Below are 17,291 nucleotides of genomic sequence, written 5' to 3'. Positions count from 1 at the left end.
GAGCAAGTGGTGATCGAAGAGACCCTCCTCGAAGCCGAGGAGAAGATGGAGAAGGCCGTCGTGGTCGCCAAGGAGGACTTCGCCGCGATCCGCACCGGCCGTGCGCACCCGGCGATGTTCAACAAGATCGTGGCCGACTACTACGGTGCCCCGACGCCGATCAACCAGCTGGCCTCGTTCTCCGTGCCGGAGCCGCGCATGGCCGTGGTCACCCCGTTCGACAAGAGCGCGCTGCGCAACATCGAGCAGGCGATCCGTGACTCCGACCTGGGCGTCAACCCCAGCAACGACGGCAACATCATCCGTGTGGTGTTCCCCGAGCTGACCGAGGAGCGCCGCCGCGACTACATCAAGGTCGCCAAGCACAAGGCCGAGGACGCCAAGGTCTCGATCCGCTCCGTGCGCCGCAAGGCCAAGGACGCCATCGACAAGCTGATCAAGGACGGCGAGGTCGGCGAGGACGAGGGCCGCCGCGCCGAGAAGGAGCTCGACGACCTGACCGCGAAGTACGTGGCGCAGGTGGACGAGCTGCTCAAGCACAAGGAAGCGGAGCTGCTCGAAGTCTGATGAGCGACTCTTCCTGGGGGGCGCCGCCGCAGGCGGGGCAGGCCGGGTACTGGGGGCCCACCGCGGGTGGGCCTGCCCAGGGGGCTGTCACGGCGGGTCCCGCATACGATGCGCCCGAGGCGCAGCAGACTCACCTCATGCCCAGCGTGCCCGACGTACCCGCGTATGGCGGAGACCAGGACGACGACCCGATGCCCGACTCCCCGCAGCCGGTGCCCGCGCCGAAGAAGACCGCGGGCCGTGACTTGAGCGCGGCCATAGGCGTCGGCGTCGGACTCGGCGTGGTGATCATCGCCTCGCTGTTCGTCGTCAAGGCGGTCTTCGTCGGTGTCGTCGCCGTCGCGGTGGTCGTCGGGCTGTGGGAGCTGACCAGTCGGCTCCAGGAGCGCAAGGGGATCAAGGCACCCCTGGTGCCGCTCGCGGTGGGCGGTGCGGCCATGGTGGTCGCCGGGTACGCGCGCGGCGCCGAGGGTGCCTGGGTCGCCATGGCGCTGACCGCGCTCGCGGTGCTGGTCTGGCGCATGGCCCAGCCGCCGGAGGGCTACCTCAAGGACGTCACGGCCGGTGTCTTCGCCGCGTTCTACGTGCCGTTCCTGGCGACGTTCGTGGCGATGATGCTCACCGCCGACGACGGGCCCTGGCGGGTGCTGACGTTCCTGCTGCTCACCGTCGTCAGCGACACCGGCGCGTACGCGGTCGGCTGGCGCTTCGGCAAGAACAAGCTGGCTCCGCGCATCAGCCCCGGCAAGACCCGCGAGGGTCTGATGGGCGCGATCGCCTTCGCCATGGTCGCGGGCGCGCTGTGCATGCAGTTCCTGATCGAGGACGGCGCCTGGTGGCAGGGCCTGGTCCTCGGCCTCGCGGTCGCGGCCAGCGCCACGCTGGGCGACCTCGGCGAGTCCATGATCAAACGCGACCTCGGCATCAAGGACATGGGCACCCTCCTCCCCGGCCACGGAGGAATCATGGACCGCCTGGACTCCTTGCTCCCTACGGCCCCGGTGGTGTGGCTGCTGATGGTGGCGTTCGTGGGTTCCTGAACCCCGCACTCGGTCCTCGGGCCCTGCTCTCCGGTCGGAGAGCAGGGCCCGTTGGTGTCAGCGGGGCAGAGCTCATCGCTCCTGACGGGGCCGGAGGGACGTAGATCCTCAAGTTCTCCTCAGAGCATCTCTGTTCCGAGGGTCATGCACATGTCTAGACCATAGTGTCCAAGTGCTCGATCGCCACGGGGGCGGTCCACCAGAAAAGGTGTCACATGGGCATCAGTACATGGCGCGCTCTGACCGGCGCTGCCGCGGCCTCGCTTCTCTGCCTCACGGCAGCCAATACCGCAAGAGCGGAGGAAGTGCCGGCCGACAGTACGGCGATACCTGCCGAACAGACCGCGGACATCAATGACAGGCAGGACTGGGAGGGTGCGGACGACCAGCCGGTCGGTGAGGAGTCGCCGAGTCTGTGCGACCGGCCTTCCACGTGGTACAGCATCAAGTCCAAGAAGGCCGTTCACGTTCCGTCCTGGTGGAACGGCACCAAGTACAAAGATGGGCCGGGCGGCACGATGACCGTGGTCGTGACCAAGGGAGGGACCATCTCCGCCGAGGTGACGGGCACGGGCGAGTTCGAGGCCAGCGGGGTCGTGGCGAAAGCCAAGGCCAGCGTCAGTGTGAAGGTCGGCGGTAGCGTCACGGTCACCACCGGGCACACGTACTCCCGTGAAATCGCCAGGGGTAAGTACGGTCATCTGCAGTACGGTTCCTGGGGCTACAAGGTGACCTGGAAGAAGTACCGTTCCGGCAGCGGCGGCAACTGCGGCGGTGTCGAGATCGGGCATGGGTCGGCGACGCTGCCCACCTCCGAGACCGGCTGGAAGTACTGGGAAACCTCATCATGACCCATACGATTCCGCGGGCCTGGCTCGCCGCCGGTGCTGTGACCGTCTCGGTGTTGCTGCTGGCGTCGTGCAGTTCTGGTGGTGGCGACGGTGACTCCACTGGGCCAGCCTCGTCCCCGGCCGTCGGCGCGTCTCACGACACTGTTGACGCCCGGGAGAAGAAGCTCACCGCCGAGGCTCAGGGTGTCCTTGCCGCGGTGGGCGGCGGGACGAAGGTCGAGGCTGGAGTGGAGCGGGTAAGCGATGGCATCCACACTGAGCCGCTGCTCAGCAAGGGCAAGACGTACAAGCTCAGTCTCGTGTGCGTCGGCAGCGGTAGTGCCCGCGTCACGCTGACTCCTGCGAGTGTCGGTCCGAGTGCCGAGGTGCCCTGCGATCGGTCGATCGTGCAGCAGCGGATCACGGCGCCCGAGCAGGTACGCATCGATGCCGACGGCGTCAAGGGTTCCGTGGGCGTCATCGCGTGGCAGATCGACACCGTTTGATCGTGGCGCCTGGCGGGGTGGGTGACCACTCCCACCCCGCTCTGGCCAGGCACCCCAAGTCGATCTGAGACACTGGTACCACCATGCCCAAGCCCGGAGAACTCACTTTCGTCGCCCCCCGCGGAGCCAAGAAGCCGCCGCGGCATCTCGCTGACCTTTCGCCCGCGGAGCGGAAGGATGCTGTCGCGGAGGCGGGGGAGAAGCCGTTCCGCGCCAAGCAGCTCTCGCAGCACTACTTCGCGCGGTACACGCACGACCCCGAGCAGTGGACGGACATCCCGGCCGGTTCGCGGGAGAAGCTGCGGGAGGCGCTGTTTCCTGAGCTGATGTCGGTGGTCCGGCATCTGGCCACGGACCAGGGCACCACCCGTAAGACGCTCTGGCGGCTGTTCGACGGCACGCTCGTGGAGTCGGTACTGATGCGGTACCCGGACCGGGTCACCATGTGCATCAGCTCGCAGGCCGGGTGTGGGATGAACTGCCCGTTCTGCGCGACGGGACAGGCGGGGCTGGACCGGAACCTGTCCACCGCCGAGATCGTGCACCAGATCGTGGACGGCATGCGGGCGCTCCGGGACGGAGAGGTTCCCGGCGGGCCCGCGCGGCTCTCCAACATCGTCTTCATGGGCATGGGCGAGCCGCTCGCCAACTACAAGCGCGTCGTCGGCTCCATCCGGGCCCTCACCGACCCCGCCCCCGACGGCCTCGGCCTCTCGCAGCGCGGGATCACCGTGTCGACCGTCGGCCTCGTCCCCGCCATCCACCGCTTCGCCGACGAGGGCTTCAAGTGCCGGCTGGCGATCTCCCTGCACGCCCCCGACGACGAGCTGCGCGACACCCTCGTCCCCGTGAACACGCGGTGGAAGGTGCGCGAGGTGCTGGACGCCGGGTTCGAGTACGCGGAGAAGTCCGGGCGTCGGCTGTCCATCGAGTACGCGCTGATCCGGGACATCAACGACCAGGCGTGGCGCGGTGACCGGCTCGGCCGACTGCTCAAGGGCAAGCCCGTGCACGTCAACCTGATCCCGCTCAACCCCACCCCCGGCTCCAAGTGGACCGCCTCCCGCCCCGAGGACGAGAAGGCGTTCGTGGCGGCCATCGCGGCGCACGGCGTGCCGGTGACGGTCCGGGACACCCGCGGTCAGGAGATCGACGGGGCGTGTGGTCAGCTCGCCGCCACCGAGCGGTAACCTGAACCGGTCAGCACAACTTCACACGGTCATACATCTACATATTCCGACAGGGGAGCGCCACAGCGCTGAGAGTGCGGCAACCAGGCCGCAGACCCTCTGAACCTCGCCCAGGTCATTCTGGGTAGGAAGTTCGGTCATCACTCAAGCTGTTGCGCCCTGCCCGGGCTCCCGCGCGGAGTCCGGGCAGGGCCGCGTCTCTTCCTGGCCCACCCCAGGAGGACCACCAGTGCACACCAAGACCTTCGTGGCCGCGGCGGTCGGCCTCGGCCTGCTCACGCTCTCCGCGTGCGGGTCCACCGACACCAAGGGGAGCGCGGACACCAAGACCGTGACCCTCGTCAGCCACGACTCGTGGGCCGCGTCCAAGAACGTGATCGCGGACTTCGAGAAGCAGTCCGGCTACCAGGTGCGCGTCCTCAAGGACGGCGACGCCGGGCAGGCCGTCAACAAGGCGGTCCTCACCAAGGACAACCCCCAGGGCGACGTCTTCTTCGGCATCGACAACACCCTGCTCTCCCGCGCCCTCGACAACGGCCTCTTCCAGCCGTACGCCGCCAAGGGCCTCGGCCAGGTCGACCCCGCCTTCCAGCTGGACCCCGCCAAGCACCGGGTCACCCCCGTCGACCACGGCGACATCTGCGTCAACTACGACAAGGCGTACTTCACCGAGCACAAGCTGAAGCCGCCGCGCACCTTCGCCGACCTCGCGGACCCGAAGTACAAGAACCTGCTGGTCACCGAGAACGCCGCCACCTCCTCGCCCGGCCTCGGCTTCCTGCTCGGCAGCGCCGCGAGTTACGGCGACAAGGGCTGGGAGGGGTACTGGAAGAAGCTCAAGGCCAACGGCGTCAAGGTCGTCGACGGCTGGGAGCAGGCGTACTACCAGGAGTTCTCCGGCTCCTCCGAGGGCAGGAAGGCGGGCGGTGACCGGCCGCTCGTCGTGTCGTACGCCTCCTCGCCGCCCGCCGAGGTGATCTACGCCAAGAAGAAGCCGAAGACCGCCCCCACCGGCGTCTCCGAGGGCACCTGCTTCCGGCAGGTCGAGTTCGCCGGGCTGCTGAACCACGCGAAGAACCCCAAGGGCGGCAAGGCGTTCCTCGACTTCCTGCTGTCCAGGCAGTTCCAGCAGGACATGCCGCTGAACATGTTCGTGTACCCGGTGATCAAGGACGCGAAGGTCCCCGCCGAGTTCACCGCGAACGGGCCCGCCGCCAAGGACCCGGAGACCATGGCGCCTGAGAAGATCGCCGCCAACCGCGACCAGTGGGTCAGCTCGTGGACGTCGCTCGTACTGAAGTAGCCGAAGCAGCCGCACGGCGCAGCCACCCGCGCGGGAGCGCGGCGCGGCTGGGGCTGATGGCCCTGCCCGTCGCGTTCTTCGCGCTGTTCTTCGCCTGGCCCGTCGCCGCCATCACGGCGCGCGGGCTCAAGGCCGACGGCACCTGGCACCTCGGGCGGTTCGCCGAGGTGCTGGGCCGCTCCGACATCCGGCACGTGCTGTGGTTCACCACCTGGCAGGCGCTGGCCTCCACCGCGCTCACCCTGCTGATCGCGCTGCCCGCCGCCTACGCCTTCGCCCGGTTGGAGTTCCCCGGCAAACAGGTGCTGCGGGCCGTGGTCACCGTGCCGTTCGTGCTGCCCACGGTGGTCGTCGGCACCGCGTTCCTCGCCCTGGTCGGCCACGGCGGACTGCTGGACGAGCTGTGGGGCGTGCGGCTGGACACCACGGTGTGGGCGATCCTGCTCGCGCACGTCTTCTTCAACTACGCCGTCGTCGTCCGTACCGTCGGCGGACTGTGGGGACAGCTGGACCCTCGGCAGGAGGAGGCCGCCCGGATGCTCGGCGCGTCCCCGCTGCGCGCCTGGCGCCAGGTCACCCTGCCTGCGCTGGCGCCCGCAGTGGCCGCCGCCGCGCTGATGGTGTTCCTGTTCACCTTCACCTCCTTCGGTGTGGTGCAGATCCTCGGCGGGCCCACCTTCTCCACCCTGGAGGTGGAGATCTACCGGCAGACCTCCGAGGTCTTCGACCTGACCACGGCCGCCGTCCTCACCCTGGTGCAGTTCGCCGCGGTCGGCGCGATCCTCGCCGTGCACGCCTGGACGGTCCGGCGCCGGGAGACCGCGCTGCGCCTGGTCGATGCCTCCGGCACCGCCCGCCGTCCGCGCGGCGCCGGACAGTGGACGCTGCTCGGCGGGGTCCTCGCCACCATCGCGGTCCTGCTGGTGCTGCCGCTCGGCGTGCTGGTGCGCCGCTCCCTGGACGCGCCGGACTTCGGCTACTACCGGGCGCTCGCCGACGCCGACGGCGGTACGTTCCTGGTGGCGCCGCTGCACGCGGTGTGGACCTCGCTGGAGTACGCGGTCGCCGCCACCGGCATCGCCCTGGTCGTCGGCGGGCTCGCCGCGGCCGCGCTGGCCCGGCGGGACGCGGGGCGGCTGGTACGCGGGTTCGACGCCCTGCTGATGCTGCCGCTCGGTGTCTCCGCCGTGACGGTCGGCTTCGGCTTCCTGATCGCGCTGGACGAGCCGCCGCTGGACCTGCGCCAGTCCTGGTTCCTGGTGCCGCTGGCCCAGGCCCTGGTCGGCGCCCCCTTCGTCGTACGGACCATGCTGCCGGTGCTGCGGGCGGTGGACACCCGGCTCAGGGAGGCGGCGGCGGTGCTCGGCGCCTCGCCCTGGCGGGTGTGGCGGGAGGTCGATCTTCCGTTGGTGCGGCGGGCGTTGCTGGTCGCGGCCGGGTTCGCGTTCGCCGTGTCGCTGGGTGAGTTCGGGGCGACCGTGTTCATCGCCCGGCCCGACAACCCCACGCTCCCGGTGGCGGTGGCCCGGCTGCTGGGCCGTCCGGGAGAGCTGAACTACGGCCAGGCGATGGCCCTTTCCACGATTCTGATGGTGGTCTGCGCGGCCGCGCTGCTCGTCCTGGAGCGGCTGCGCACCGACCGGACGGGGGAGTTCTGATGCTGCTGAGCCTCGAGGAGGCGACCGTCCGTCTCGGCGGGCGGCCGGTGCTCGACACGGTGGACCTCGGGGTCGCCGAGCACGAGGTGGTGTGCGTGCTCGGACCGAGCGGCAGCGGCAAGTCGACCCTGCTGCGGAGCGTGGCCGGACTCCAACCGCTCGACTCCGGACGGGTGTTGCTCGACGGCCGGGACCAGGCGGGGGTGCCCGCGCACCGGCGCGGGGTCGGGCTGATGTTCCAGGACCATCAGCTGTTCCCGCAGCGGGACGTGGGCGGCAACGTCGCTTTCGGGCTGCGGATGCACGGCCTGCCCAGGACCCAACGGGACGAGCGGGTGGGGGAGTTGTTGGAGCTGGTCGGGCTGCCCGGGGCGGCCCGGCGGGCGGTGGCCGGTCTTTCGGGCGGTGAGCAGCAGCGGGTGGCTCTCGCGCGGGCGCTCGCGCCCCGGCCGAGGCTGCTGATGCTGGACGAGCCGCTCGGGCAGCTGGACCGCTCGCTGCGGGAGCGGCTGGTGGTCGAACTCCGGGAGTTGTTCGGCCGGTTGGGCACCACCGTGCTCGCCGTCACCCACGACCAGGGCGAGGCGTTCGCGCTGGGCGACCGGGTGGTGGTGATGCGGGACGGGCGGATCGCGCAGTCGGGGACCCCGCTGGAGGTGTGGCGCCGACCGGCCGACGCCTTCGTGGCGAGGTTCCTCGGCTTCGAGAACGTGGTCCCGGCGAGCGTCACCGGGGCGGCCGCCGACACTCCCTGGGGCAAGCTGCCCGTGCCCGAGGGGTCGCCGCAGGGTGCCGGGGAGCTGCTGGTGCGGCCCGCCGGGGTGCGGCTCGTGGCCGTCGGTGAGGGGCTGGCCTGCACGGTGACCGCGCGTACCTTCCGGGGCACCCATGTGGCGCTCCGGCTCCGGCCCGCCGACGGCGGCCCGCACCTGGAGGCGGCCTGCCCGCTGCGCGACGCGCCCGAGACCGGCGCCGAGGTCGGGGTGGAGTTCGACGCGGCGGAGACCGTCGTCCTCGGCTGACCCACGCACATGGCAGCGGCCCGCCCCCGTACGAGACGGGGACGGGCCGCTGTCGTGCTGTGCGGGCGAAGACGTCAGCTGCCGGTCTTCGCGCCACGGCGGCGCATGCCGAAGTACACCGCGCCACCGCCGACGACGACGAGGGCACCGGCGACACCGGCGATCAGACCGGTGTTGGAGTTCGCACCGGTCTCGGCGAGGTTCGAGTCACCGATCGCCGCGGACGGCGCGTTGCTCGGGGCCTCGGACACCGGAGCGGCGGCGCTGCTGCTCTCGGACGCCGACGCGGACGGGGAGGCGCTCTCCTCGGCCGGAACGGAGGCCGACGGGGTCGGCTTCGGCGACTCGGAGGCGGGCGGCGTGGGGGAGGGGGACTCCTCCTTCTTGCACGCCGTGGCCGGGGCGATCACGTTGGGCGTGATGCTCTTGTTGTTGATGAACTTGGGCACGTTGACGTTGACGCGGTAGACCGCGCCGGGCGCCCAGTCCTCGTCGAAGACGATCGTGGCGCCTTCCTTGGTGCCCTTCACCTGCTGCTCGCCGATCTTCTTCTCATCGGCGCCGTTGTTCTCCAGGAACACCGAGACGGTGGCCAGCTGGCCGGAGAAGTCGCGGTCGGTGACCTTGATCTGGCCCTTCTCGCCCGTGCAGACGGCCTCGGCCTTGAACTCGCCGATGTTGCAAGCGAGAGCCTGGCCGGAGACGCCCAGGACCAGAGCGGCCGACGCGGAGGCAAGACCCAGGATGCGCACGGAGCGGCGCGCGTTACGGCGGGATATGGACAAGTCATGTCCTTTACTGAGTGCAGAACTGCGGGGGGCAGACGGGGAGTTGGAGCGATGGACGGAGCGGAGCCCCAGCTTCCCCACAAGACACACAGGTTTATAAGCGCGTCATAAGCATGTCAATGCGTAGGCGGTCAACGGGCGTTGACTTTACCTTCTTATTGCTCAGCCAGACGTTTCAACGCGTCGGAAGCCAGCTCGATCCGGCCAACCAGGGCGATACGGGACTCCATCGGCCGTTCCCGTGCCAACGCCCGCAGCAGGGGCCAGGTGGGGAGCTTCTCGGTCCAGTGCTCCTCGTCCACCAGCACCATGGGCGTCGGATTGCCGCGCGAGCCGTAGTAGTTGGGCGTGGCGTTGTCGAAGATCTCCTGTACGGTCCCGGCCGCGCCCGGCAGGAACACCACCCCGGCGTTGGAGCGGGCCAGCAGACCGTCCTCGCGCGTGGCGTTGGCGAAGTACTTGCCCAGGTGGGAGGCGAACGCGTTCGGCGGCTCGTGGCCGTAGAACCAGGTCGGGATGCCCACCGACCCGCCCCCGTCCGGCCAGCGTTCCCGTACCTCGAAGGCGGCCCGCGCCCAGTCCGTCACGGACGGGGTGAACGACGGCGCCTTGGCCAGAATCCGCAGGGCCTCGCCGAGCATCCCGTCCTCGAACGGGGCCGCGTACGCGCCGAGGTTGGCCGCCTCCATCGCGCCCGGACCGCCCCCGGTCGCTACCGTGAAGCCCGCGCGGGCCAGTTCGCGACCGAGCCGGGCCGCGCCCGCGTACTCCTCGGTGCCACGGGCCATCGCGTGACCGCCCATGACACCCACCACCCGTGCGCCGACGAGGAGTTCGTCCAGGGCGTCGGAGACGGAGTCGTCGTGGACCGCGCGCAGCATGGAGGCGAGGATGTCGCCGTCGGACTTGGTCCGCTGGAACCACTCGTACGCCCGCGCGTCCGGCGTCGCCTCGTACCCGTCCGCCAACGAGGCGAACAACTCCTCGGGGGTGTAGGCGAATCCACGGTACGGATCGAAGGGCAGTCCCGGCACCGGCGGGAACACCAGGGCACCGCGGGCGGCGACATGCGCTGCCGCGTCGGCGTCCATCGGGCACCCGAGGAAGACGGCGCCCTCGGTGTCCAGCTTCAGGAGGTCTTCCGTGCGGCCGGTCAGGTCGACGGCCTGCACGCGGAACCGCGCGAGTGTCCCGTGCGCGGCGACGACGGCGTCGAACTCCGCCAGCGACTCGATCTCATGGTCCGGGGCGACCTCTTCGGGCCGGGCGGGTATCGGAGGCATCCGCACATGCTAGGGGGTGTCTTGTCGATCACGCCGGGCTCGCGGCGTCTGGCACCGCACCTCGCCGCGTTGTCGTCACTCGCCGATGCTCCGCATCGACTCCCTCCTCCGCCTTGCGATGCACGGCACCAGACGCCGCTCCCTGATCCGGCCTGATCGACAAGACACCCCCTAGTGCCGCGCCGCCTCACCCCTCGATGGCGTACCGGGCGCGCAGGCGGCTGAAGGCGGTCGGGGTCGGCCGGTGGGGGAGGAAGTCCCGGATGCGCTCGGCGCAGGCGCGCGGGCTCTCCGTACCGGTGTCGCACTCCAGGTCGTAGTCGCCGTGGGCGTGGACCAGGTCGTACTGCAGGGCGGCGAGGCCCGCCTCGCGGTCGCCGCGGGCCCGCTCGCGCCGCTCCAGCTCCGGGAGCGGGCAGTGGACGCCGACGAAGAGGACGTCCTCGGGGCGCAGCACCGCCAGACAGTCGGCCAGCCGCCACGGCTCGCTCAGCACATGGTCCACCACGAGGTCGTTGCCCACCTCGGCCATGGCGGCGACCGAGCGGTGGAAGCCGAGCCGGGTCCGGCGCAGCGCGGCGTGGAACTCCTGCTCGGACAGCTCCCGTTGGGCGCGCATCGAGTTGAAGGCGTCCACCGACAGGTGGGAGAACACGCCGTCGTCCAGGATGTCGAGCAGCTCGCGCGCGATGCTCGACTTCCCGGAACTCGACGTGCCGTTGAGGAAGATGATCCGGCCGGGTGTCATACGGCCATGCTCACCCCTGGACGGCGGCGGGGTCCATCCACATGATCTCCCAGGTGTGGCCGTCGAGGTCGTCGAAGGCGCGGCCGTACATGAAGCCGTGGTCCTGGGTCTCGCCGTGCGAGGTGCCGCCCGCCGCGATGGCCTTCTCCACCAGCTCGTCCACCTTCTCGCGGCTCTCGGCGCTCAGGCAGAGCAGGGTCTCGCTGGAGGTGCGGGAGTCCACGATCTTCTTCTGGGTGAACTGGGCGTAGTGCGAGGGCGCCAGGAACATCGCCACGATGGTGTCGCTGATCATCACGCTGACCACGTCGTCCGTGCTGAACTGCTCGTTGATGCCGTAACCCAGGTCGCTGTAGAACTTCCGGGTGGCGGGCACGTCGGCGGTGACCAGGTTCACGAAGATCATCTGCTGGTACATGGGTTCTCCCCTGCGATAAGTGCGCGATACGCGTTCGCCGGTATAGACGACGGGCCGCCGGAAAACTCATCGGCGGCCCGTGAACTCGTTCCCGTCACTTCGTCGGCGGCAGCGCCGACAGGTAGGCGATCAGCAGGGTGAGCGGTACGAACAGGGCGATCAGGGCACCGGCCCGCAGCGCGGCGGAACCCCGCAGCATCGTGGCCGGGGCGCCGAGCCGGAGCAGCGCGGACGTGGTGTCGGCGCGGGATTGGCGGGCCTCCACGGCGGCCGTCAGCAGCGTCGCCAGCGTGCAGCCGCCGACCACCAGCGTGGCCACCGTGGACAGCGGGCCGAAGGCGGCGGCGGGCTGGTCGTACATCGCGGTCGTGGCGAGCGCCGCCGACGTCACCGCGCACACCACCCCGAGCGGCCGCCCGATCCGGGTGGCCTCGGACATCAGCACCCGCCCCGCCAGCAGCCGCAGCGCGCCGGGCTGCGCCGACTGGAGCACCTTCCCGCACAGGTAGGTGAGGCCCGGCGCGGCCAGGACCAGCCCGAGCGCGGTGAGCAGCCAGCCGCCCAGCACCGCCGAGCCCTCCACGGGCAGCGCCAGCACGGACGCCGGGGCGGCCCGGTTCGCGTACGCCTGCACGGCGAGGCCCGCCGCCAGCGCGGCGACACCCCAGGGGAAGCCCGCCGGGGCCTCGCGGGGCGGCGGCGCGACGGTCAGCACGTCCGACCAGCCCGCCTGCTCGGCTCCGGCCTCCACCGGGGCCTCCGCGGGCGCCTCCGCCTTGTGGGTGACGGCGTGCCAACGGGCGCCGAAGGTGCCCTTCGCGGCGGGCCGACGCGGGTCCCGCGGGCGCAGACTGAGCGCCACCGCCCCCGAAGCGGCCAGCGGCAGCAGCGCCAGCAGGGTGAGCGCGGCCGGGACCGGGAGCGGCCGGTCGGCCGCGAGGAACTGCGCGCCCTTCCCGTCGATGGGCAGCCCCGACAGGTCGCCGCGCAGATGCAGGAAGAACAGCAGGGCGACCAGCGAGCCCAGCACGCAGGCGAGCAGCGTGGTCAGCGCGGAGACCGCCATCAGCCGGCCCGGCCCGAGCCCCACCGCCGACAGCCCCGGCCGGGGCCGGGTGCCGGGGTCGGTGCGGGCCACCGCGAGCGCCAGGTAGACCGTCGCGGCGAGCGGCACCACGCACCAGGCCAGGCGCAGCGCGGCCGCGCCCGGGGTCTGGGGGTGGTCCAGCGCGTAGCCGAGCGAGCCGAGCAGCAGGAAGCCGGTGCCCGCCGAGGCGGCCGCCACGAGCAGGCGGCGCAGCTGGACGGCGGGTCTGGCCGCGCGGGTCAGACGGAGAGCGAGCACGCCGCCCGGCCTTCCGTGTCCGGGGCGTCGGGCAGGTGCACGGTCTTCACCCGGCGTCCGTCCAGCATCGAGACCGAGCGGTCGGCCAGGGCCGCCGTCTCCGGGTCGTGGGTGGCGAGGACCACGGTGATGCCGTGCGAGCGGGCCGCCGTGGTGAGCGTGCGCAGCACGTGGCCGCGGTCGGCGCGGTGCAGCGGCGCGGTCGGCTCGTCGGCGAACAGGACCGTCGGTCCGGGGGCCAGCGCGCGGGCGATGGCGACGCGCTGCCGCTCCGCCTGGAGCAGTTCGTGCGGGCGCTTCCTGGACTTGTCGCCCACGTCCAGCCGCTCCAGCCACTCCATGGCGGCCACCTTGGCGCGGCGGCGGCTGGTGCCGCGCAGCATCAGCGGGAGCGCCGCGTTCTCCCAGACGTTCAGCTCGGGGACGAGCGCCGGGGCCGGGTCGATCCAGCCGAACCGGTCGCGGCGCAGTTTCTCGCGGGCCATCGGGCCCAGGGTGTGCACCGGGGAGCTGTTGAACCACACCTCGCCCTCGTCCACCCGGACCTGCCCGGACAGACAGCGCAGCAGGGTCGTTTTTCCGCTGCCGCGCGGGCCGCCGACCGCGAGGATCTCGCTCTCGCGTACGCCCAGCGAGACCCCGGCGACACCGGGCGAACCGTCGGGATGCTTGAAGTGCAGGGAGCGTGCCCAGAGCACGTCGTTGTCCGGCGGAGCCTCCATGGCGTACACCTCGGTTCTGATCCGTTTTCCCGTGTTCCTGTGCCCCGTTGGGGGGAACGAAGAGCGGGCCGATCGGTCACTGGGCACGCTAGGCAGCGTCGCGGGGGAGGCGGCACAGCACACGGCCCCGGGCCGCCGTTCTCACTCGAACGGGCGCCGCCGGGGCCGGGGCCGGAGAGGTCAGAGCTTGGTCCACGCCTCCGTGAGGGTCGCGCGCAGGATCTGCTCGATCTCGTCGAACGTCTCCTGGTTGGCGATCAGCGGCGGGGCCAGCTGGATCACCGGGTCACCGCGGTCGTCGGCGCGGCAGTACAGGCCGTTCTCGAACAGGGCCTTGGAGAGGAAGCCGTACAGGACGCGCTCGATCTCGTCGGCGTCGAAGGACTCCTTGGTGTTCTTGTCCTTGACCAGCTCGATGCCGTAGAAGAAGCCGTTGCCGCGGACGTCGCCGACGATGGGCAGGTCGTGCAGCTTCTGCAGGGTGCGCAGGAAGGCGCCCTCGTTGTCCAGGACGTGCTGGTTCAGGCCCTCGCGCTCGAACAGGTCGAGGTTGGCGAGGCCGACCGCGGCGGAGACCGGGTGGCCGCCGAAGGTGTAGCCGTGCAGGAAGACGTTGTCGCCCCGGTAGAAGGGCTCGGCGATCCGGTCGGAGACGACGGTCGCGCCGATCGGGGAGTAGCCCGAGGTCATGCCCTTGGCGCAGGTGATGATGTCCGGGACGTAGCCGAACTTGTCGCAGGCGAACATCGTGCCGAGGCGGCCGAAGGCGCAGATGACCTCGTCCGAGACGAGCAGCACGTCGTACTGGTCGCAGATCTCGCGCACCCGCTGGAAGTAGCCGGGCGGCGGCGGGAAGCAGCCGCCCGCGTTCTGCACCGGCTCCACGAAGACCGCGGCGACGGTGTCCGGGCCCTCGAAGAGGATCTGCTGCTCGATCTGGTCGGCGGCCCAGCGGCCGAACGCCTCCGGGTCGTCGCCGTGGATCGGGGCGCGGTAGATGTTGGTGTTGGTCACCTTGTGCGCGCCCGGCACCAGCGGCTCGAAGGGCGCCTTCAGCGCGGGCAGGCCGGTGATGGACAGGGCGCCCTGCGGGGTGCCGTGGTAGGCCAGCGAGCGGGATATCACCTTGTGCTTGGTGGGCTTGCCGACCAGCTTGAAGTACTGCTTGGCCAGCTTCCACGCGGTCTCCACGGCCTCGCCGCCGCCGGTGGTGAAGAAGACCTTGTTGAGGTCGCCGGGGGCGTACCCGGCCAGCCGCTCGGCCAGCTCGATCGCCTTCGGGTGGGCGTAGGACCACACCGGGAAGAAGGCCAGCTCCTGGGCCTGCTTGAGGGCGGTCTCGGCCAGTTCCACCCGGCCGTGCCCGGCCTGGACCACGAACAGGCCCGCCAGACCGTCGAGATACCGCTTGCCCTTGTCGTCGAAGACATGGGTGCCCTCGCCCCGCACGATGGTGGGGACGGGCGAGTTCTCGTACGAGGACATGCGGGTGAAGTGCATCCACAGGTGGTCGTACGCGGTGCGGCTGAGGTCCTTCTGGGTCATCGGGTTCCCCACATGTAGGTCTGCTTCTTGAGCTTGAGGTAGACGAAGCTCTCGGTGGAGCGGACGCCGGGCAGGGCCCGGATGCGCCGGTTGATCACGTCCAGCAGGTGGTCGTCGTCCTCGCAGACGATCTCGGCGAGGACGTCGAAGGAGCCCGCGGTCATCACCACGTACTCGACCTCGGACATGGCGCTCAGCGCGTCCGCGATCGTCTCCACGTCACCCTCGACATGCACCCCGACCATCGCCTGGCGGCGGAAGCCCACGGTGAGCGGGTCGGTGACCGCGACGATCTGCATCACGCCCTGGTCGAGCAGCTTCTGCACCCGCTGGCGCACGGCCGCCTCGGAGAGGCCGACCGCCTTGCCGATCGCGGCGTAGGGCCTGCGGCCGTCCTCCTGGAGCTGCTCGATGATGGCGAGGGAGACGGCGTCCAGCTGCGGGGTCGCCCCCTTGGACTCGCTCCTGGACTCGCGGGCGGAGTCCCTGTGTTCTGTGCTTCGACTGGCCACGCCCTCACTGTGCACGACACCTCGACAGTTTCGCAAGGCTCGATCGATGAAATTCGTTGTTTACGGGCGTGCAGTGTGCGGATTTCGCAGGAAGGGTGGTGGCGGGGGTGTTGAAAACGTGGGTGTCCCGACTAGGGTTGGGTTGTCTCAGCCACCGGACAGCCGTGCGGCCTTCCGGGGGCGGGACCGCTCGAACCCTCGAACCAGATCAGGAGGCCGGCAGTGAGCACCGAGCCGCGTGGGCTGCGCAAACTCCGGAACTATGTCGCCGGTGAGTTCCGGGACGCCGCCGACGGACGGACCACCGAGGTGGTCAACCCCGCCACCGGTGAGGTGTACGCGACCGCGCCGCTGTCCGGGCAGGCGGACGTGGACGCCGCCATGGACGCGGCCGCCAAGGCGTTCCCGGCCTGGCGCGACGCCACCCCCGCCGAGCGGCAGAAGGCCCTGCTGAAGATCGCCGACGCGTTCGAGGAGCGGGCCGAGGAACTCATCGCGGCCGAGGTGGAGAACACGGGCAAGCCCGTCGGGCTCACCCGCTCCGAGGAGATCCCGCCGATGGTCGACCAGATCCGCTTCTTCGCGGGCGCGGCCCGGATGCTCGAGGGGCGCTCTGCGGGCGAGTACATGGACGGTCTGACCTCGATCATCCGCCGCGAGCCGATCGGCGTCTGCGCCCAGGTCGCGCCGTGGAACTACCCGATGATGATGGCTGTGTGGAAGTTCGCCCCCGCGCTCGCCGCGGGCAACACGGTCGTCCTCAAGCCCTCGGACACCACCCCCGCCTCCACCGTTCTCATCGCCGACATCATCGGCTCGGTGCTGCCCGCGGGCGTCTTCAACGTCGTCTGCGGCGACCGCGACACCGGCCGCATGATGGTCGAGCACCCGACCCCGGCCATGGCCTCCATCACCGGCTCGGTGCGCGCGGGCATGTCCGTCGCAGAGTCGGCCTCCAAGGACCTCAAGCGGGTCCACCTGGAGCTGGGCGGCAAGGCGCCCGTCGTCGTCTTCGAGGACACCGACATCCCCAAGGCCGTCGAGGACATCTCGGTGGCGGGCTTCTTCAACGCCGGTCAGGACTGCACGGCCGCCACCCGCGTCCTCGTCCAGGAGTCCATCCACGACGAGTTCGTCGCCGCGCTCGCCAAGGCCGCGTCCGAGACCAAGACCGGCCAGCCGGACGACGAGGACGTGCTCTACGGCCCGCTGAACAACCCCAACCAGCTCAAGCAGGTCGCCGGGTTCATCGAGCGGCTGCCCGCGCACGCCAAGGTCGAGACGGGCGGCCACCAGGTCGGCGACAAGGGGTACTTCTACGCCCCGACCGTGGTCTCCGGCCTCCAGCAGGACGACGAGATCATCCAGAACGAGGTGTTCGGGCCGGTCATCACCGTCCAGTCCTTCACCGACGAGGACCAGGCCGTCGAGTGGGCCAACGGCGTCGACTACGCGCTGGCCTCCTCGGTGTGGACCAAGGACCACGGGCGCGCCATGCGCATGTCGAAGAAGCTGGACTTCGGCTGCGTGTGGATCAACACCCACATCCCGCTGGTCGCGGAGATGCCGCACGGCGGCTTCAAGAAGTCGGGCTACGGCAAGGACCTGTCGGGGTACGGGTTCGACGACTACACGCGGATCAAGCACGTGATGACTTCTTTGGACGCGTAAGGCCCTGCCGGGTCCCGCCGGATGTCGGCCGCGGGCGCGTGGGGGCTGGTCGCGCTCACGCGGCGGTAGCCGCATGTTGAGGCAGCCCCGCGCCCCTGGGTCGGCATCCGAATTGTTCCTTCGAGGGCTCGGGCGGCACACTT

At 70.5% G+C, this 17,291-nt stretch carries 17 protein-coding genes and 1 riboswitch; of the genes, 9 read left to right on the top strand and 8 right to left on the bottom strand.

From position 1 onward, the window contains the following. The first annotated feature begins 9 nt into the window (after positions 1-9). The 8 genes from frr to ACI2LY_RS08735 all read left to right on the top strand — a co-directional run bounded on the left by frr (position 10) and on the right by ACI2LY_RS08735 (position 8,116). Positions 10-567 carry a ribosome recycling factor gene (gene frr / locus ACI2LY_RS08770; RefSeq protein WP_026248385.1) on the top strand — a complete coding sequence of 186 codons (558 nt, stop codon included), beginning with the start codon at positions 10-12 and terminating at the stop codon, positions 565-567. Further along, on the top strand, positions 567-1,607 hold the full coding sequence (locus ACI2LY_RS08765; protein WP_404706584.1) for a phosphatidate cytidylyltransferase: 1,041 nt from the start codon (positions 567-569) through the stop codon (positions 1,605-1,607). The genes frr and ACI2LY_RS08765 overlap by 1 nt, the downstream gene beginning before the upstream one ends. A 215-nt stretch (positions 1,608-1,822) precedes the next feature. Then, on the top strand, positions 1,823-2,458 hold the full coding sequence (locus ACI2LY_RS08760) for a hypothetical protein (RefSeq protein ID WP_393912868.1): 636 nt from the start codon (positions 1,823-1,825) through the stop codon (positions 2,456-2,458). Further along, the gene (locus ACI2LY_RS08755; protein ID WP_404706583.1) at positions 2,455-2,943 is read left to right on the top strand and encodes a hypothetical protein; all 489 of its coding nucleotides are present in this window, start codon (positions 2,455-2,457) and stop codon (positions 2,941-2,943) included. The genes ACI2LY_RS08760 and ACI2LY_RS08755 overlap by 4 nt, the downstream gene beginning before the upstream one ends. 83 nt (positions 2,944-3,026) lie before the next feature. Beyond that, entirely contained in the window at positions 3,027-4,133 is a 1,107-nt protein-coding gene (gene rlmN / locus ACI2LY_RS08750) for a 23S rRNA (adenine(2503)-C(2))-methyltransferase RlmN (RefSeq protein WP_388994799.1), read from the top strand. A gap of 41 nt (positions 4,134-4,174) precedes the next feature. Next, positions 4,175-4,282, top strand: a riboswitch (TPP riboswitch). 80 nt (positions 4,283-4,362) lie between these two features. Further along, a complete protein-coding gene (locus tag ACI2LY_RS08745; protein ID WP_404706582.1) occupies positions 4,363-5,436 on the top strand; it encodes a thiamine ABC transporter substrate binding subunit in 1,074 nt (357 codons plus the stop codon). Between the two features lie 56 nt (positions 5,437-5,492). Continuing rightward, entirely contained in the window at positions 5,493-7,094 is a 1,602-nt protein-coding gene (locus ACI2LY_RS08740) for an ABC transporter permease (RefSeq protein ID WP_404707289.1), read from the top strand. Next, on the top strand, positions 7,094-8,116 hold the full coding sequence (locus ACI2LY_RS08735) for an ABC transporter ATP-binding protein (RefSeq protein WP_404706581.1): 1,023 nt from the start codon (positions 7,094-7,096) through the stop codon (positions 8,114-8,116). The genes ACI2LY_RS08740 and ACI2LY_RS08735 overlap by 1 nt, the downstream gene beginning before the upstream one ends. Positions 8,117-8,190: 74 nt before the next feature. Here the strand turns inward: ACI2LY_RS08735 and ACI2LY_RS08730 are convergent, their stop codons facing one another. The 8 genes from ACI2LY_RS08730 to ACI2LY_RS08695 all read right to left on the bottom strand — a co-directional run bounded on the left by ACI2LY_RS08730 (position 8,191) and on the right by ACI2LY_RS08695 (position 15,492). After that, positions 8,191-8,901, bottom strand: a complete 711-nt coding sequence (locus ACI2LY_RS08730) for an LAETG motif-containing sortase-dependent surface protein (protein ID WP_404706580.1) — start codon at positions 8,899-8,901, stop codon at positions 8,191-8,193. Between the two features lie 158 nt (positions 8,902-9,059). Then, positions 9,060-10,187 carry an LOG family protein gene (locus ACI2LY_RS08725; protein WP_404706579.1) on the bottom strand — a complete coding sequence of 376 codons (1,128 nt, stop codon included), beginning with the start codon at positions 10,185-10,187 and terminating at the stop codon, positions 9,060-9,062. A gap of 187 nt (positions 10,188-10,374) precedes the next feature. Further along, positions 10,375-10,935, bottom strand: a complete 561-nt coding sequence (locus tag ACI2LY_RS08720) for a chloramphenicol phosphotransferase CPT family protein (RefSeq protein ID WP_404706578.1) — start codon at positions 10,933-10,935, stop codon at positions 10,375-10,377. A 10-nt stretch (positions 10,936-10,945) separates the two neighbouring features. Then, positions 10,946-11,353 carry a VOC family protein gene (locus ACI2LY_RS08715; RefSeq protein ID WP_404706577.1) on the bottom strand — a complete coding sequence of 136 codons (408 nt, stop codon included), beginning with the start codon at positions 11,351-11,353 and terminating at the stop codon, positions 10,946-10,948. A gap of 94 nt (positions 11,354-11,447) precedes the next feature. Continuing rightward, positions 11,448-12,698 carry a hypothetical protein gene (locus ACI2LY_RS08710; RefSeq protein WP_404706576.1) on the bottom strand — a complete coding sequence of 417 codons (1,251 nt, stop codon included), beginning with the start codon at positions 12,696-12,698 and terminating at the stop codon, positions 11,448-11,450. Beyond that, positions 12,680-13,420, bottom strand: a complete 741-nt coding sequence (locus tag ACI2LY_RS08705; protein ID WP_404706575.1) for an ABC transporter ATP-binding protein — start codon at positions 13,418-13,420, stop codon at positions 12,680-12,682. The genes ACI2LY_RS08710 and ACI2LY_RS08705 overlap by 19 nt, the downstream gene beginning before the upstream one ends. A gap of 180 nt (positions 13,421-13,600) precedes the next feature. Next, positions 13,601-14,965 (bottom strand): aspartate aminotransferase family protein, encoded by a 1,365-nt coding sequence (locus ACI2LY_RS08700; RefSeq protein ID WP_391300549.1) that lies wholly within the window; start codon positions 14,963-14,965, stop codon positions 13,601-13,603. Beyond that, complete coding sequence (locus tag ACI2LY_RS08695) at positions 14,962-15,492, bottom strand: Lrp/AsnC family transcriptional regulator (protein WP_401630943.1); 531 nt, start codon at positions 15,490-15,492, stop codon at positions 14,962-14,964. The genes ACI2LY_RS08700 and ACI2LY_RS08695 overlap by 4 nt, the downstream gene beginning before the upstream one ends. Before the next feature lie 207 nt (positions 15,493-15,699). Between ACI2LY_RS08695 and ACI2LY_RS08690 the strand changes: the two genes are divergently transcribed. Beyond that, positions 15,700-17,148: a gamma-aminobutyraldehyde dehydrogenase gene (locus ACI2LY_RS08690; protein WP_404706574.1), complete on the top strand. Its 1,449-nt coding sequence runs from the start codon at positions 15,700-15,702 to the stop codon at positions 17,146-17,148. Positions 17,149-17,291: the final 143 nt, after the last annotated feature.

Source organism: Streptomyces sp. NPDC002176 (assembly GCF_044903645.1).
Lineage (GTDB): Bacteria > Actinomycetota > Actinomycetes > Streptomycetales > Streptomycetaceae > Streptomyces.
This window is presented reverse-complemented; position numbering and strand designations above follow the sequence as displayed.

Bases quoted from the DNA above. Each gene is read 5' to 3' on its own strand.
- ACI2LY_RS08705 (WP_404706575.1), bottom strand. From the start codon at position 13,420: ATGGAGGCTCCGCCGGACAACGACGTGCTCTGGGCACGCTCCCTGCAC.
- ACI2LY_RS08760 (WP_393912868.1), top strand. From the start codon at position 1,823: ATGGGCATCAGTACATGGCGCGCTCTGACCGGCGCTGCCGCGGCCTCG.
- ACI2LY_RS08725 (WP_404706579.1), bottom strand. From the start codon at position 10,187: ATGCCTCCGATACCCGCCCGGCCCGAAGAGGTCGCCCCGGACCATGAG.
- ACI2LY_RS08765 (WP_404706584.1), top strand. From the start codon at position 567: ATGAGCGACTCTTCCTGGGGGGCGCCGCCGCAGGCGGGGCAGGCCGGG.
- rlmN (WP_388994799.1), top strand. From the start codon at position 3,027: ATGCCCAAGCCCGGAGAACTCACTTTCGTCGCCCCCCGCGGAGCCAAG.
- ACI2LY_RS08720 (WP_404706578.1), bottom strand. From the start codon at position 10,935: ATGACACCCGGCCGGATCATCTTCCTCAACGGCACGTCGAGTTCCGGG.
- ACI2LY_RS08700 (WP_391300549.1), bottom strand. From the start codon at position 14,965: ATGACCCAGAAGGACCTCAGCCGCACCGCGTACGACCACCTGTGGATG.
- ACI2LY_RS08715 (WP_404706577.1), bottom strand. From the start codon at position 11,353: ATGTACCAGCAGATGATCTTCGTGAACCTGGTCACCGCCGACGTGCCC.
- ACI2LY_RS08740 (WP_404707289.1), top strand. From the start codon at position 5,493: ATGGCCCTGCCCGTCGCGTTCTTCGCGCTGTTCTTCGCCTGGCCCGTC.
- ACI2LY_RS08735 (WP_404706581.1), top strand. From the start codon at position 7,094: ATGCTGCTGAGCCTCGAGGAGGCGACCGTCCGTCTCGGCGGGCGGCCG.
- ACI2LY_RS08755 (WP_404706583.1), top strand. From the start codon at position 2,455: ATGACCCATACGATTCCGCGGGCCTGGCTCGCCGCCGGTGCTGTGACC.